The sequence below is a fragment of the Chitinophaga sp. genome (genome assembly GCF_039596155.1).
In the GTDB taxonomy this organism is placed as follows: domain Bacteria; phylum Bacteroidota; class Bacteroidia; order Chitinophagales; family Chitinophagaceae; genus Chitinophaga.
The window spans coordinates 97,163-112,831 of record NZ_JBCNKF010000028.1 but is presented as its reverse complement, the minus strand read 5'-3'; the positions used below and the strand labels follow the sequence as shown (position 1 = coordinate 112,831).

Here is a 15,669-nt window from a genome sequence, read left to right as displayed (position 1 = left end):
CTACGGATAAAGTTTTACCTCTTGCCATATTTAAATATAGGAAGAGTTAATAAAATATTGATTAACAATACATTTTTTTATACAAATAAAAGAGGGTGCCTCATTTATTTATGAGACACCCTCTTCTTTTTATTTAACAGTATTCATTCCCGTTGGATCTTTCAGATCAGACATCATTTGGGCAGATAGACAGTAAACGTCGCCCCTTTCTGCAGTTCCCCTTCTGCCTGGATCAGCCCATGATGGTTCTCTACGATCTTTTTACAGAGTGCCAGCCCAATACCTGTACCGGCATAAGTCTTCTTATCATTCAGTCGCTGAAAGATAGTAAAGATACGATCTGAGAACTGCTGTTCGAACCCGATGCCATTATCCTGGAACGTCAGTTTGATATACTCCTGTTCTTTCGACAATTCTCCCGGAACATCTTCTTCACTTACTGCGGCTACACTTATTTTTATCAGCGGATCTTTATCAGAAAACTTCAGTGAGTTGCCAATCAGGTTCGTAAACAATTGCTGCAGTTGTAAAGGAATTCCTTTTACAACCGGTAAGGCATCACATTGAATCAATGCACCTTTTTGTTCAATCAGTAATTCAAAATCCGTCAGGGTATTTTTCAGGATCGCCTGCAGGTCCGTATCCACAAAACGTGCATCCGGATCAGACAAACGTGAATATTCCAATACATCCTTGATCAGGGCAGTCATACGGGCAGCAGAAGACTGGATCTTCTCGAAATAATGATTGACCTGTGTACCGTTGCCCTGCATGCTATTTTGCAATAGTTCTGAGAAGGTCCTGATTTTCCGCAGGGGTTCCTGTAGGTCATGACTGGCGATATAAGCAAATTGTTCCAGCTCATTGTTTTTTCTCAACAATTCGGCTGTACGCTCATCGACTTTCTGTTCCAGATCCTGGGCACTTTGCTGCAATATTTCCACAGCATGGTTGTGCAGCCGGGTGATCCGGATCTGTGCACGGACCCTGGCTAACAATTCTTTAGCAGAAAATGGTTTCACCAGGTAGTCATCCGCTCCGATGTCGTAACCGGCAATCTTCGCTTCCTCACCTGCTCTCGCAGAAAGCAGGATAATAGGAATACCGGCCGTTTGTGCGTCGGATTTAAGGTGATGCAGCAGGGCTACACCATCCATTTCAGGCATCATCACATCGCTGATGACGAGTTCCGGCAGCTGGTGACGGATGCGCTCCAGGGCCAGTTTACCATTGGCAGCGGTATCTACTATATAATAATGCTGCAGCAACCGCTGAAGGTAATCCCGCATATCTGCGTTATCATCTACGATGAGTACCAGCGGTTTATCGCTATCAGCAACCAGTTCATTCTGAACCGGTTGTATGTCTGCCTGGTGAGCAGCTTCCTGGGCATAGGTTTCGGGCAACAGCGAGTGGTAATCATTATTTTCTTCCAGCGAAACCTGATCTGCCGGCAGGTGATCTGTGCCTAATGGAATGCGGACAGTAAAGATACTACCTACCCCTGGTGTACTCTCCACAGAGATATCTCCTTCATGCAACAGCACCAGTTCTTTTACTAGCGAGAGCCCGATTCCCGTTCCTTCAAAGGAACGACCACCACTTTGTTTCACCCTGTGAAAACGTTCAAACATGTGTGGCAGTTCTTCAGCAGGAATACCTATACCCGTATCTTTTACCTGCAGAATAGCATGTGTATCCTCCTGGTAAAGAGAAACCGTAATACTACCCTCCAGCGTGTATTTAAAGGCGTTGGAAAGCAGGTTGAGAACGATCTTTTCCCACATATCCCGGTCAATATAGGCAGTTTCTGCCAGCGGCTGGCAATCTACCACCAGCTGCATACCAGCATGTTCCACAGCGGAGCGAAAACTACCTGCCAGGTCGCTGGTCACATTCGCAAGATCCACGGGGAAGTATTGTGCCTGTACTTTTTTAGCCTCAATACGGCTAAAGTCCAGCAGCGTGTTTACCAGCTTCAAAAGGCGGTTAGCATTCCGCTGCGTCGTTTGCAGGTCAGCCAGTTGTTTTTGTGAAAACAGCGAAGTATCTCCTGCCAGCAATTCTTCCAGGGGTCCCAGCATCAATGTGAGGGGAGTCCGGAATTCATGACTGATGTTATTAAAGAACGCCGTTTTAGCCCGGTCAATTTCGATGAGGGCTTCAGCTCTTTTACGGGCTTCTTCGTAGGCATACACATTCGCAAGACTGCTCGCCATCTGGTCGGCGACAAGCTGGAAAAAGCCACTGTATTTTTCGTCAAGCTGGCGATGCGGATTGAGACCGACGATCAGTAAAGCAGTCACGGCAGACTGTCGCGCGTTGATGGGAATCACCAGCGCATTGTCTGGCGAGCGGCCCCATGCACCTGAAGGTAAATTGCCAAAGCCATCTATCACGTTGCTGATAACCAGCGATTTATTATAACTGATTGCTTCAGGCAATTTCCAGTAGTCGGCAATATCCGAATCTATATGCAGGTCTGTTGGAAGTACATCCTGATCAGTAGCACCTACCTGTGTGGCAATGCCGTTTTCATTATTCAGCTGGTAAATACAGGCAAATGGAAAGTCATGCGGATTCTGTTTGAGCACCTTGATAGTATGTTCAAAAACGGCTACATCCGAGGTCATATCCGAAACGGACTTGCCCAGGTCTCTTAAAGTACGGAGTTGTCTTTCACCGGTAATGCGGAGGGTATCGTCCGTATTAGCGCAAATAATCCCTTTAGTACCGCCATAGTCACCGGGAATGGGACTGTATGAGAATGTGTAGTAAGTCTCTTCAGGATAGCCGTTGCGTTCCATAATCAGCAGGAGCGCTTCGTCGTAGGTACCGATATTTTTCTCCATACAGGTATTTGCGCGCGGACCTACGGAATCCCAGATTTCTTTCCAGACTTCCGCGGCGGGCATACCCAATACGTCCGGATGTTTTCCACCCAGGATGGATCTGTAAGGATCATTATAAAGGTTGATTAGTTCGGGTCCCCACCAAACAAACATCGGCTGGCTGGAAGTAAGGATGATTCGAACACAGGTCTTCAAACTTTGTGGCCATGATTCAAAATGGCCTAATGGGGTAGATGCCCAGTTATGAGAGCGGATCAGCGCCCCCATTTCCCCACCGCCGGTGAGGAATTCCGGGACTACAGTATTTGTCAGTTCCATATAAATGCTGAAATCAGGTATGATACCCTCTCAAAACTTGCTCCAATCTTTTCTCCAACAGGGCCATACTGGGTGGTTTAACTATATAATCGGCTGCACCGAGGTTTTTTGTTTCCGTAATATCATTTTGTTCAGATGAAGTGGAGTAGATAATGACGGGTATGTGATCCAGGCGTGGGATTTTGCGAATAGCCGACAGGCATTCCCGCCCGTTCATGCGAACCATGTTCAGATCAAGGAAGATGAAGTTTGGTGTAAACAGCTCCTCTTTATTCAATTTGGTCAAAGCGTCAATGCCATCATTGGCGGTAATGCAGTCAATGTTCTCATCGATGTTGCTCAATGCCAGGGAGAAGATTTCCTGGTCATCGTCATCATCGTCTATCAGGAAGCAGATGATCTTATCCTCCATATTGTGTCTTAGGTTACCCAATATACAGTTTTTTAGAAGTAGCACATATCAAAAGTGATACCTAAATGAAAACATCGCATACAATTGCAGGAAGATTTTTTGTAGTTCCTATAGTAATAATAAAAGCCCGGAACTAGTGGTTCCGGGCTTTTATTATTTATAAAGTAAAACCAGGTAATTATTCTGGTTTGTTTTCAGGTGCTGGTGCTGCTGCAGGACGTGGTTCCCTTGGTTGTTGCGGACGATCCTCTCTTGCAGGACGATCTTCTTTACTTTCTTTAGGACCACCTGGTTTCTTCTTCGCAGATTTAGGCGCGAAGATAGCGATCATACGCTTACCTTCCATTGTAGGCATACCTTCCAGTGCACCTACTTCTGCCAGTCTTTCTGCAAATTTCAGCAGGATCAGTTCACCACGTTCCTTGAACATGATAGCACGACCTTTAAACTGAACGTATGTTTTTACTTTATTACCGTCTTTGAGGAATTTCTCCGCATGTTTGGCTTTGAAGTCGAAGTCATGGTCATCGGTATTAGGCGTAAAGCGAATTTCCTTCACTTCGCTTTTGTGCGCGTTCGCCTTCATTTCCTTTTCCTTCTTCTTCTTCTCGTAAAGGAATTTATTATAGTCAATGATGCGGCAGACAGGTGGAGCGGCATTCGGAGATATTTCAACCAGGTCCAGTCCCTGTTCTTCGGCCATGCGCAGCGCTTCGTCTGTGCGGTATACGCCTACTTCAATGTTCTCTCCCACTAAACGCACTTCAGGAACGCGGATCATTCTGTTTGTGCGGTGCTCTTGCTGTTGTTCTCTACGAAAATTGGGGTTTCTTCCGCCCCTGTTAAAATTTGGTCTGGGTCCTTGCTGCATTAAAAAAAATAAAATTTCAAATTAATAATTGTCTATGTGTTTTTAGCAGAGCCGGCACAGCTACCGATTGTTTTGCTTTAAATAATTGATATTAGCTATGAACCGACCTTAATTTTTAATAGACTCTTAAGCAATTAACGTACCCGAAAATACAAAAGTTCAATTAGTTAAAAATATATTTCTATAATTTTAAAGTATCAACCCCAATTTTTGAGGGTTGATACAGGAACTTTGTAAAACGGGTGTTTTATTCAAAAGAACTTCTGTTCGTTACTTCATCCTTTACCAGTGTGATAAACTGTTCGAGCTCCATGGCTCCAAGGTCTCCCTTGGCTTGTCTGCGCACTGCTACCTTGTCTTCAGCGGCTTCTTTTTCACCCAGTACCAGCATATAAGGAACTTTGGCGAGCTCGGTTTCCCGGATCTTTTTACCGATCTTTTCAGCCCGGTCGTCAATTTCTGCTCTAATTTCCGCTTTTTTTAACAATTCTGCCACTTTTTCTGCATATGCCTGGCTCTTGTCACTAATTGGCAGAATTTTCACCTGGGTAGGTGTCAGCCACAATGGGAATTTACCCCCGCAGTGTTCGATCAGTACGGCAATGAATCTTTCCAGTGAACCGAAAGGTGCACGGTGGATCATTACCGGGCGATGACGTTGGTTATCAGCACCGATGTATTCCAGGTCAAAGCGCTCAGGCAGGTTGTAATCCACCTGGATGGTACCCAGCTGCCATTTACGGCCCAGGGCATCTTTGACCATGAAGTCGAGCTTAGGACCATAGAACGCTGCTTCGTCGTATTCTGTTACAGTGTTCAGTCCTTTTTCAGTCGCTGCTTCAATGATCGCCTGCTCTGCCAGGTTCCAGTTTTCTTCTGTACCAATGTACTTATCTCTGTCAGTCTGGTGACGCAGGGAGATCTGGGCAGTATATTCAGTAAAGCTCAGGCTGTTAAATACATACAGTACCAGGTCGATCACTTTCATAAACTCTTCTTTCACCTGGTCGGGGCGGCAGAAAAGGTGCGCGTCATCCTGGGTAAAACCACGTACACGGGTCAGACCATGGAGTTCACCATGCTGCTCGTAGCGATATACGGTACCGAATTCCGCAAAGCGAACCGGCAGGTCTTTATAGCTCTTCGGGCTGGCCTTGTAAATTTCACAGTGGTGTGGACAGTTCATGGGTTTCAGCATGAATTCCTCGCCTTCCTCTGGTGTGTGGATGGTCTGGAAACTGTCTTTACCATATTTCTCATAGTGGCCGGAAGTCTTGTACAGGTTCACGTTCCCGATATGAGGAGTTACCACCGGCAGGTAACCGAGATCCAGCTGCGCTTTCTGCAGGAATGCCTGCAGTCTTTCGCGGAGCATGGCACCTTTAGGCAGCCACAGCGGCAATCCTAAACCCACTTTTTCAGAGAATGTAAAGAGTTCCAGCTCTTTACCCAGCTTACGGTGGTCACGTTTCTTAGCTTCTTCCAGCAGGAACAGGTGTTCATCCAGTTCTTTCTGGTTAGGGAAAGTAACACCATAGATGCGGGTCAGCATCTTGTTCTTTTCATTCCCTCTCCAATAGGCACCGGCGATGTTTGTCAGCCTGATCGCCTTGATAAAACCGGTACTTGGGATGTGTGGGCCACGGCACAGGTCAGTGAAATTACCTTGTGTATAGAAAGTAATTTTACCGTCCTCCAGCTCATTGATAGTCTCTATTTTATATTCATCACCTTTTTTGGTGAAGTATTCCAATGCTTCTACTTTGCTCACTTCCTTACGATCGTAGGCGTTGTTGGCCTTTGCCAGTTCAACCATCTTAGCTTCCACTTTACGCAGATCTTCGTCGGAAATAGTACGGCCACCCAGGTCAATATCGTAATAAAAACCGCCTTCAATGGCAGGGCCATAACCGAACTTTACGCCCGGATAGATTGATTCCAGCGCTTCAGCCATCAGGTGGGCGGAAGAATGCCACATGGTTGATTTACCTTCTACATCAGACCAGGTCAGTAATTGCAGCGTACTGTCCGTCGTTATGGGGCGGGAGGCGTCTACCACCTGCCCGTTCACTTTAGCGGCTAATACTTTGCGTGCCAATCCCTCACTGATGGATTTGGCAATGTCCATTGCAGTTACTCCTGCTTCATACTGACGAACTGCGCCATCCGGTAATGTAATGTTGATCATACGATTGAGCTGTTAATCTTCAGCTATTAGTTTTGCGTTTTTATTTGCCAAAGTGAGCATATCTGTTTGATATACCGCGTTTGGGCTTGCGAAGTTAAGAAAATTGATGGGTTTTTCTACATCTGTTAAAAGATGGTAGTGAATCAGTTTGATTTTAATCAAACCCATTCCCTGGATTAACAGGGACGAAGGTAGTGGTGGAAACTGCATTCATACTTCTCTTTAGAACAAGGGGGTCATTTTGTTTACTAAGTGAATATCCGTCTTAAATAAATACCCGAATTAAACAAGCGGCAATCTGCCAGGTGTACACCTTTCCAAAACTCCCGTCCCAATACCCCTAGTTAAACTTCAGACTATCCGTCACCTCCACACATCCCAGCATATCATTCCCGAAATACGGATTGATCTTCTTACTGGAATTACTCAACCAGTATCCCCCGGCATCCTTTAGCGCCATTGGGCAATACTGCCGGTAGATCGTTCTGCCTTTTACCCCGGTGATCTTTACCAGGTCGAACAGCAACCCTGAAACCATGTCAAATGCAGCACGCTTCTCCTCAATCCCCTTCTCTCCCACCAGGCCACTCAGTTCTGCACTCATACTGCTTACCTGGTTGCTCACGTTCCCCAATCTGCCGGAATCCATCTGCAATGCATGCAGGGGCAAACTATCCAGGTGCTGTTTCAACTCGGTACTATACCGGTCTATATACGTAAGATTAGCCTCGGTCATCCCCTCCGTCAGGGAATAATAACTTTCCAGGGCTAACGATAATGAATCATAGAATACAGTGGCATAGGGTGCCTGTAATACAGTCGTATCTACTTTTTCCTCATTTGCCTGCTTGCCGGATGATTGACAGGCGGCTATGCTAATCAGTAATAACCCCGCTGCTATGAACCTCATATATTATATGTCTATTTTTACAAAGATAAGGAAACCATTGCTTTTGCCTGCGTCCGGCATAAAGGATCATTAAAAAGCACTAACTTTGCCCCTTTCAATTAAACTAGGCAATGCTAATAGCACTTCAGGACATTACGTTTGAGTTTGGCGCAAGGGCCATTGTAGAAAATGCCTCGTGGCATATTGTACCCGGCGACCGTGTAGGATTGATCGGGATGAATGGAACCGGGAAATCCACCATTTTACGTGTTATTAACGGTGAGTATTCCGTTTCAAAGGGTAGCGTAAACAAAGCGAAGAACCTGTCCCTGGGTTTCTTCAACCAGGATCTCCTGAGCTTTGAATCCGACGAATCCATCCTCAAGGTAGGTATGACCGCTTTTGCCGAAGCCATTAAATTGGAAAAAGATATCGAGCGCCTTACTAAAGAACTGGAAGAAAACCAGTCAGAAGAACTCCTCATCGAATTCAGTGATAAATTGCACCTCTTCGAAACCCTCGGTGGTTACGAAATGAAACACCGTACCGAACAGGTACTGGAGGGGCTCGGGTTCAGCACAGCCGACCTGGAAAGACCCTACAACCAGTTCTCCGGAGGTTGGCGTATGCGCGTACTCCTCGCAAAACTGATCCTCCAGCAACCGGACGTACTCATGCTCGATGAGCCGACGAACCACCTTGACCTCCCTTCTATCGAATGGCTGGAAAAATACCTGCAAAGCTATAATGGCGCCGTGATCATCGTATCGCATGACCGTTTCTTCCTCGACAGAATGGTCAACAAGATCGTGGAGCTGTACCAGCAGCAACTGCACCACTATTCCGGCAACTATGAAGACTACGAAGTAGAAAAGGAAATGCGCCGCGAAATGCAGCAACGTTCTTACGAGAACCAGCAGGAATACATCCGCCAGCAGGAACGCTTTATCGAGCGATTCAAAGCGAAAGCCTCTAAAGCCGCCCAGGCACAGAGTGCTATGAAAAGGCTGGACAGACTGGAAAGAGTGGAACAGGTAGACGGCGGTCCATCCAAAATCCGTATCAACTTCACCATCGATAAAACCCCGGGGAAGATCATCTGTACCCTGGAAGAAGTGACCAAGAAATATGGTAACCTCACCATCCTCAATAATGCCAGCGCTATCATCAACCGGGGTGACAAGATTGCCCTGATCGGTGCGAACGGTAAAGGTAAATCTACCCTGCTCCGTGTAATAGCCGGTACCGAAGAAATGGAAGGGGAACGCATCCCCGGTCACAACGTGGTAGATAGCTTCTACGCACAGCACCAGCTGGAAAGCCTGCACCTGGACAGCGAAATTCTCGACGAACTGAAAAGCTGCGGTAGCGGCCGCACTGAAGTAGAACTCCGCTCCCTTCTTGGTTGCTTCCTCTTCACCGGCGATGACGTATACAAGAAGATCCGCATCCTCTCAGGAGGTGAAAAGGCACGCGTGGCACTGGCGAAAACCATCATCAGCCAGGCGAACTTCCTGCTGCTCGATGAGCCGACGAACCACCTGGATATGAACTCCGTACAGATGTTGATTGATGCACTGTCCAAGTATGATGGTACCTATGTACTCGTATCCCATGACCGTTATTTTGTGAGCCAGACGGCCAACAAGATCTGGGAGATTGTGGATGGTGAAATCAAGGAATTCAGAGGTACCTACGCTGAGTGGGAAGAACATAAAAGACGCCAGGCAGAGGTAGCGAAACAACAGGCTGCTGCTGAAAAAGGACAGAAAAAGGAAGCGGTAGCACCAGTGGTAAAACAACAGGAGCCGAAAGCGCCGATAGATAAGGATAAAAAGAAGGAACTGCAGAAACAGCAGAAGCAATTCCAGCAACTCGAAGAACAGCTGGCAAAGTTGAATGCGAAAAAGGCAGACCTGGAAACTGAAATGAACAATCCGGACGTTTATGCTGATAAAGCCCGTTTCCAGAAGGTGGAATCAGCATATGCACAGTTAAGCAAAGAGCTGAAAAGTGCCACTGAAGAATACGAAAAAGCATTTGAAAAACTGATGGAACTGGAGGGTTAATCCATCCGGTTCAATAATATAATTTGTAGAACAGGTACGATGGTACCTGTTCTTTCTCAGTTTTTCGTGAGTAATTTATAAAACAGGAAAGGCAAGCATCATCCATAAATCAGCTTATGCAGCGAATACTCGTAGTCGAAGACGAAATAAAGGTAGCCAATGCCGTTAAAAAGGGATTGGAGGAAAATGGCTTTGAGGTAGATGTTGCCTACGACGGCCGTATGGGTAAGAGCCTGGGCGCGTCTAACAATTATGACCTCGTGATCCTGGATCTCAACCTGCCCCACAGTAATGGTTATGAAGTGTGTGAAGTGATCCGTCGCCGCAATAACCGGATCCCCATTATTATGCTGACGGCTCTCGGAGGTATGGAAGACAAAATGCAGGCCTTCGAACTGGGGGCCGACGATTATCTGGTAAAACCTTTCGATTTCAGGGAACTGCTGGCACGTATCCGCGTATTCCTGAAAAGAGCCGGCAGCGAAGTACAGCAGAACTCTCAATATAAGATCGTTATTGCCGACCTGGAAATAGACAGGGAGAAAAAAGAAGTGACCCGGAGTGGAAAGAAGATTCCGCTGACGGCAAAAGAATACCAGCTGCTGGAGTTCCTGGCCCTGCACAAGGGAAAAGTGATCTCTAAACTGGTGATTGCAGAAAAGGTATGGGATATTGATTTCGATACAGGTACCAATGTAATCGAGGTGTATATGAATTTTCTGCGTAAGAAGATTGATAAGGATTTTGAGAATAAACTGCTGCATACAAAGACAGGCATGGGCTACTACCTGGCGGAAGAATAGGTTGTAAAAAACCGTTACATAAAATAAAGTCTGTCTGTCAACTTTCTTAATCCTGTATCGATTCTATTGCACGGAAGAATAAGTGAAGATCAAATATAAAATAGCACTCTCCTACTCTATTTCAGCCATCATATTGCTGAACACCTTTGCTATTCTCGCTTATTATTTTTCCTCTCAGTCCAGGCAGGCCGAATACCTCGACCGCCTTGAATACCGTGCCCGTTCCATTGCCAATGTGATCATTGAAGATAATACCGTGAAGGTAGACCTGCTACGCAAACTGGATAAAACCACCTTCCAGGATCTTTATCAGGAAAGCATTCTCGTATATAATCTGAACTATGATCTGCTGTATTCCAATATGAAGGATACGGCCATCCGTACTTCACGGCAGCTGCTCGACTACATTAAAAAGAATGGAGAATATAGCCATGGTCGTGATAACGGAGAACTGGTCGGTGTGTATTACACAGAAGGCGATGTATCCGTTATTGTACTTGTATCCAGCTTTGATAAATACGGGTATCAGAACCTGCAGAACCTGAAGCGGATCCTGATCATCGAAATTGTCGTAGCGGTGATCCTGTTAGTGATCATCGGTTATTTCTTTGCCCGCAAAATGGTACAGCCGATTGATAAGCTGGTGAAACAGGTGAAGACCATCAACGCCAATAACCTGCAGGGCATTAGCGTGGACGCCAAAGGGAAGGACGAAATTGCCCAGCTGGGTGCGAACTTCAATACTATGCTGCAGCGCCTGAGCGATGCATTCGATCTGCAAAAGAGTTTTGTAAACAATGCCAGCCATGAGCTGAGAACCCCCCTGGCCTCCATCATCAGTCAGCTGCAGGTAGCGCTTTCAAAAGAGAGAACCAAAGAAGTATATGCAGATATCTTATCATCTGTGCTGGAAGATGCGGAGAATCTTTCTGACCTGAGTAATGGCCTGCTACAGCTGGCGCAGAGTGAACTGAACCAGCAAAAGTTTATATTCAGCGAAGTTCGTATGGATGAGCTGTTGCTCGAAATGGGGAACCTGGTGAAATTAAAACACATCCCCATCGCAGGCGAACCGCAGAAAGGCCCGAAAGTGGATATCAGCTTCCTGAAAGTACCGGAGCAGGATACAGAACTGGTCGTACAGGGAAATGAAAGCCTGCTGAAAGTTTTATTCCTGAACCTGCTGGACAACGCATTTAAATTTTCTACAGATAATACCGCAAGGGTTACAATCGATTTCTTTACCCATAATATACAGATCCAGGTGAGAGATAATGGGATCGGAATAGCGCAGGAAGAAATTAATAAAGTGTTTGAACCCTTTTACCGGGGCGCAAATGCACACGCTACACGCGGCCATGGCCTGGGATTGTCTATCTGTAAGAAGATTGTACAGTTGCATAAAGGGCATATTTCTGCCTCCTCTACACCAGGCAAGGGCACTGTGTTTACAGTGATATTGCCACATGCGTAGGTAGTTTTCTTTTGTAACCGGTACTCCTGTGAATCCGATCGCCCCTTCATACACCCAGACCTTTGCCAGGCCTGTATTCTAACCCATAAGCACGGCTTTTCCCCCTCTTTTTATTCACACTTCCCTGTATTTTAATGAGTTTTTAATTGCCTTTAAAGCCTTCTTTAAGTAGGAATTGGGAATTTTGCTATTATTCTACAGAACGACATGAAGTGCAATTTTCTTTTCTCCCTGTTACTTACTTCAGGATTTTTCCTGGGGGGCTGCAAACATCCGCAGCTGGAAGGCGGGGTCACTAAAAAGACATTTGTGCTGAGTGATACCATGCTGAAGACGATTCGGATAGATACGGCCAGTATCGAACCGGTTCAAATGGAATTACATTTTTCCGGAAAAGTAGCTGGTAAGGTGAATAAGAAGAAAGACGTAGAAATCCTTGTAGATTATGCTTCCGGGCATATAGACGACGTGAAGGAAGGCTATAAAGCTGAGATCATTACCGCTGCATTACCCGACAAGATCTTTTATGGAACTGTAGATGCCGTTGATTCAGCCGCTAATGCCATACAGTTGAGTATTAAGCTGGATGATATGAACAAACTGCTGAAGCCAGAGATGTTCACTAAAATCATTTTACATTATGCCGAAGGTGATGATATGGTAGCAGTGCCGGAGAATGCGGTGATTGTAGATCATAGCAGGAATTACGTACTGGTGTTTAAGGACAAGTATAATATCCAGCTGAGAGAAGTAGAAACGTATACAACTTCAGGGGAGGTTACATATATCAGTAAAGGATTGGACGCAGGAGAGAATGTGATTTCGGATCACCAGCAGCTGATATATGATGCATTAAGTGAGAATTAAGTTTTAGTTCGCATATAGGTTGATAGAATGGACATGCAAACGCAGCTCTTTCAGATGTTAAATTTGTCTGAACTGTTTTCATGCTCAATTACTCCGCCCCGCCGCAGAAGAAACAACGCGGGGCGGTTTTTCTTTTTTAGTAACTCATATCCTTTAGAATAGCAGCAAGCATGTGTGGAGAGTGATCGTATCGTGGAGCCAGACTGTTATGTGTTCTACATTGTGGCGCAACAACATGCACAAAAAAATAGCTTCTGCCAATGGTAGAAGCTATTTTTTATGCTTATTTATTTTCGTTTATCCTCGGCCGTATTCTCTCTTTCGCCTTATTAAACACCATCACGCCCTTATCCGTTCCCTTCCTCATTTCCTGCTGCACTTCCGGCGCCAGGTGATATACCTCCTGACATTCCGCACTGCAACATCCATCATACTTTGCCGCACACTCTTCACACTGTATAAACAGCAAATGACAGCCATCATTCTTGCAGTTCGTATGCGTATCGCAAGGCTTTCCGCACTGGTGACAATTACTGATGATCTCATCTGTGATCCGCTCTCCTAACCTGTCATCAAACACAAAGTTCTTTCCTTTGAACTTCAGCGGTAATCCCTGCTCTTTTGCCTTATTGGTATATTCAATAATTCCCCCCTCCAGGTGAAACACGTTCCTGAAACCGTGATGCAGCATATAAGCCGATGCCTTTTCACAACGAATACCACCCGTACAATACATAACGATATTCGCATCCTTGTTGTCTTTCAGCATATCCACCGCCATTGGTAACTGCTCCCTGAAAGTATCAGAAGGCACCTCGATCGCGTTCTCAAAATGCCCTACTTCATATTCATAATGGTTACGCATATCTACCACAATGGTATTAGGATCGTCAGTAAGGTCGTTGAATTCTTTCGCTTTCAGGTACTTACCTTTATTCTCCATACTAAAGGAAGGATCGTTGATACCATCTGCCACGATCTTCTCCCGTACTTTGATTTTGAGTACCCAAAAGGATTTTCCATCGTCGTCTACCGCGATGTTCAGGCGTATGCCATTGAGGAAAGGATACCCATACAGGCGATTCCTGAATTCCTCAAAGTGATGCTCAGGAATGCTGATTTGGGCATTGATACCCTCCGAAGCCACGTAAATACGGCCAAATACCTTCAGCTCATCCAGCTTGAGGTACAAGTCATCACGAAATGCCTGTGGATCTTCGATTTTTGCGTACTGATAAAACGAGACGGTAACGCGACGGAATGTCTCTGCTGCCAGCTTCACTTTTAGTTCTGCTGCAGAAATGCGATTGTGTAGTGCCATTGTTGTTAGTAGAAATTTTAAGAACACTTGCCTTGTGAGCAAAATTTCTACGAATCCCTTACCTGATAAGGACTTCGTAACTTATTATCTAATTATGTCTGAAATTATGCGGATGTGTTAGCTTTAACGCTTCCCATAATCACAGATTTTGCAAAGATAAATATAATATCAGATACTCCCTCGTCATCTATCTGGTGTGCCGGTTGTAGCAAACTCTTGTTTTTTTGGGTGTCAATCATTTGTTGCATCTTTACCGGCAGTCAATAAACTTACTTTCATGAGAAATTTCCTGGTTGCTGTTATTGGTATTTGTTGTTTGGTTTCCTGTAAAGTGCGTCATGCAAAACTGAATGTCTCAGCAGATTATATCTCTATTTTTTTCCCGAAGGACCAAAACAATCCCGCAGCCAGGTGGGAAGATATGAGGAAGATGCCCAGAGGAGCATTTACCTGTAATGAGCAGGATAATGGTGATCTGTTGGTCAAATACAATCCGAAAGACTCCATTACAACCTTCGTAAACGTAAGTGCCGATAGTACTTTAAAGAAATGTGTGGAAAAATTACCAAAGTCGCGTTCTTCCCTGCAATTGAAGGGCATCTATATGAATCCGACTGAACCATTTGACTTCTTCCATGCTTTTTACTTCAGTAAAAGCGATCCCAATACAATTTGTATTGTGTCCTTTTCCGCACCCGCAGTAAATATCATAGGTGCTACTTATTATTCCAATCAGCAGAAAAACCTTGTGAAGGAAGAGAATATCAGATTTTGATCAGGTAATTCATCAACCTGGAAAGTTGCCTTTTATTATTAGAAAGGGGCATTTAATGTTTAAAATATGATCCGGGGGGTAACCGGCAAGGGCTATCAGGCGTTGAATGCCCTGAATCGGCTGCATCCGGTAAGATGGCCATTGACTACAATTATTACAGCTGACAAAATTTCAAACGTCCCCTTATACCCACACATTGGGCATTCCAACACAACATCGTTGCCCTGGTGAGACTAAACCCCGCTGCTGACCTTCACGCCTCCCAACTCGTTGACTCAGCTGACCACTCCACCAAAACAGACGACATATAATACGCCGCAGCACTGATAATCAATACATAACCTGTAAAACCGACCGTTAAATACTCCTGTAAACCTACCCAGTCATAAATTTCGGCAAAGTAAGCCAGCGTAGCCAGTACTACGCCCAGGATAAACGCGATTAATGCAATTCTCTTCATAAGGGGATATTGTAATTAACACAAACATGTTATAAAAATCCAGCTCAATCTGGCTTGAATTTAGATTATACTACATTATAACATGCCAGGGATACAAAAAGTTCAGGTTGCCGATGACATATCTGAACTCATGTAACTATCTGATTATTATTGTATATAAATAATTTTTAAGACTTGGCATCCTTTTTGACTTAAACGAACCGGACAAGTAATCAGCGTTTAACCCAAAAATGTGAATTTATGAGTACAGTTTTTCTTTACATCTTTTACTTTATCGTAGGATTGTGGATATACCGCCTACTGGCTTACTTTTATGATCGTGATCCCAAAGAAAGCTACAAAGCAAGAAAGGAAAGATATTAGGCAAGCA

General features: G+C 45.0%; 13 protein-coding genes. 6 read left to right on the top strand and 7 right to left on the bottom strand.

Features of this window, described 5'->3' with window-relative positions:
* Positions 1-173 precede the first annotated feature (173 nt).
* From ABDW33_RS23775 to ABDW33_RS23755, 5 genes are all read right to left on the bottom strand, one after another.
* Positions 174-3,170: an ATP-binding protein gene (locus ABDW33_RS23775; protein WP_343692598.1), complete on the bottom strand. Its 2,997-nt coding sequence runs from the start codon at positions 3,168-3,170 to the stop codon at positions 174-176.
* Between the two features lie 13 nt (positions 3,171-3,183).
* Positions 3,184-3,582, bottom strand: coding sequence for a response regulator (locus ABDW33_RS23770; protein ID WP_343692597.1), 399 nt, complete (start codon positions 3,580-3,582; stop codon positions 3,184-3,186).
* A gap of 178 nt (positions 3,583-3,760) precedes the next feature.
* A complete protein-coding gene (gene infC, locus ABDW33_RS23765) occupies positions 3,761-4,453 on the bottom strand; it encodes a translation initiation factor IF-3 (RefSeq protein ID WP_343692596.1) in 693 nt (230 codons plus the stop codon).
* Positions 4,454-4,700: 247 nt separating this feature from the next.
* Positions 4,701-6,641, bottom strand: a complete 1,941-nt coding sequence (gene thrS, locus ABDW33_RS23760) for a threonine--tRNA ligase (protein WP_343692595.1) — start codon at positions 6,639-6,641, stop codon at positions 4,701-4,703.
* Positions 6,642-6,981: 340 nt separating this feature from the next.
* Positions 6,982-7,551 carry a hypothetical protein gene (locus tag ABDW33_RS23755; RefSeq protein ID WP_343692594.1) on the bottom strand — a complete coding sequence of 190 codons (570 nt, stop codon included), beginning with the start codon at positions 7,549-7,551 and terminating at the stop codon, positions 6,982-6,984.
* A gap of 110 nt (positions 7,552-7,661) precedes the next feature.
* On the opposite strand from ABDW33_RS23755, the gene abc-f reads away from it, so the two are divergent.
* The 4 genes from abc-f to ABDW33_RS23735 all read left to right on the top strand — a co-directional run bounded on the left by abc-f (position 7,662) and on the right by ABDW33_RS23735 (position 12,743).
* Positions 7,662-9,599 carry a ribosomal protection-like ABC-F family protein gene (gene abc-f, locus ABDW33_RS23750; RefSeq protein ID WP_343692593.1) on the top strand — a complete coding sequence of 646 codons (1,938 nt, stop codon included), beginning with the start codon at positions 7,662-7,664 and terminating at the stop codon, positions 9,597-9,599.
* A gap of 116 nt (positions 9,600-9,715) precedes the next feature.
* On the top strand, positions 9,716-10,402 hold the full coding sequence (locus ABDW33_RS23745) for a response regulator transcription factor (RefSeq protein WP_083725443.1): 687 nt from the start codon (positions 9,716-9,718) through the stop codon (positions 10,400-10,402).
* Positions 10,403-10,484: 82 nt separating this feature from the next.
* Positions 10,485-11,876 carry an ATP-binding protein gene (locus ABDW33_RS23740; protein ID WP_343692592.1) on the top strand — a complete coding sequence of 464 codons (1,392 nt, stop codon included), beginning with the start codon at positions 10,485-10,487 and terminating at the stop codon, positions 11,874-11,876.
* Positions 11,877-12,083: 207 nt separating this feature from the next.
* The gene (locus tag ABDW33_RS23735; protein ID WP_343692591.1) at positions 12,084-12,743 is read left to right on the top strand and encodes a hypothetical protein; all 660 of its coding nucleotides are present in this window, start codon (positions 12,084-12,086) and stop codon (positions 12,741-12,743) included.
* A 283-nt stretch (positions 12,744-13,026) separates the two neighbouring features.
* Here the strand turns inward: ABDW33_RS23735 and ABDW33_RS23730 are convergent, their stop codons facing one another.
* On the bottom strand, positions 13,027-14,064 hold the full coding sequence (locus ABDW33_RS23730) for a rhodanese-related sulfurtransferase (protein ID WP_343692590.1): 1,038 nt from the start codon (positions 14,062-14,064) through the stop codon (positions 13,027-13,029).
* A gap of 277 nt (positions 14,065-14,341) precedes the next feature.
* Between ABDW33_RS23730 and ABDW33_RS23725 the strand changes: the two genes are divergently transcribed.
* Positions 14,342-14,839, top strand: coding sequence for a hypothetical protein (locus ABDW33_RS23725; protein WP_343692589.1), 498 nt, complete (start codon positions 14,342-14,344; stop codon positions 14,837-14,839).
* 253 nt (positions 14,840-15,092) lie between these two features.
* Here ABDW33_RS23725 and ABDW33_RS23720 read toward each other — a convergent pair whose 3' ends face one another.
* Positions 15,093-15,299 (bottom strand): hypothetical protein, encoded by a 207-nt coding sequence (locus tag ABDW33_RS23720; protein ID WP_343692588.1) that lies wholly within the window; start codon positions 15,297-15,299, stop codon positions 15,093-15,095.
* Between the two features lie 240 nt (positions 15,300-15,539).
* Here ABDW33_RS23720 and ABDW33_RS23715 point away from each other — a divergent pair, with 240 nt between their 5' ends.
* Complete coding sequence (locus ABDW33_RS23715) at positions 15,540-15,662, top strand: hypothetical protein (RefSeq protein WP_262512489.1); 123 nt, start codon at positions 15,540-15,542, stop codon at positions 15,660-15,662.
* Positions 15,663-15,669 lie beyond the last annotated feature (7 nt).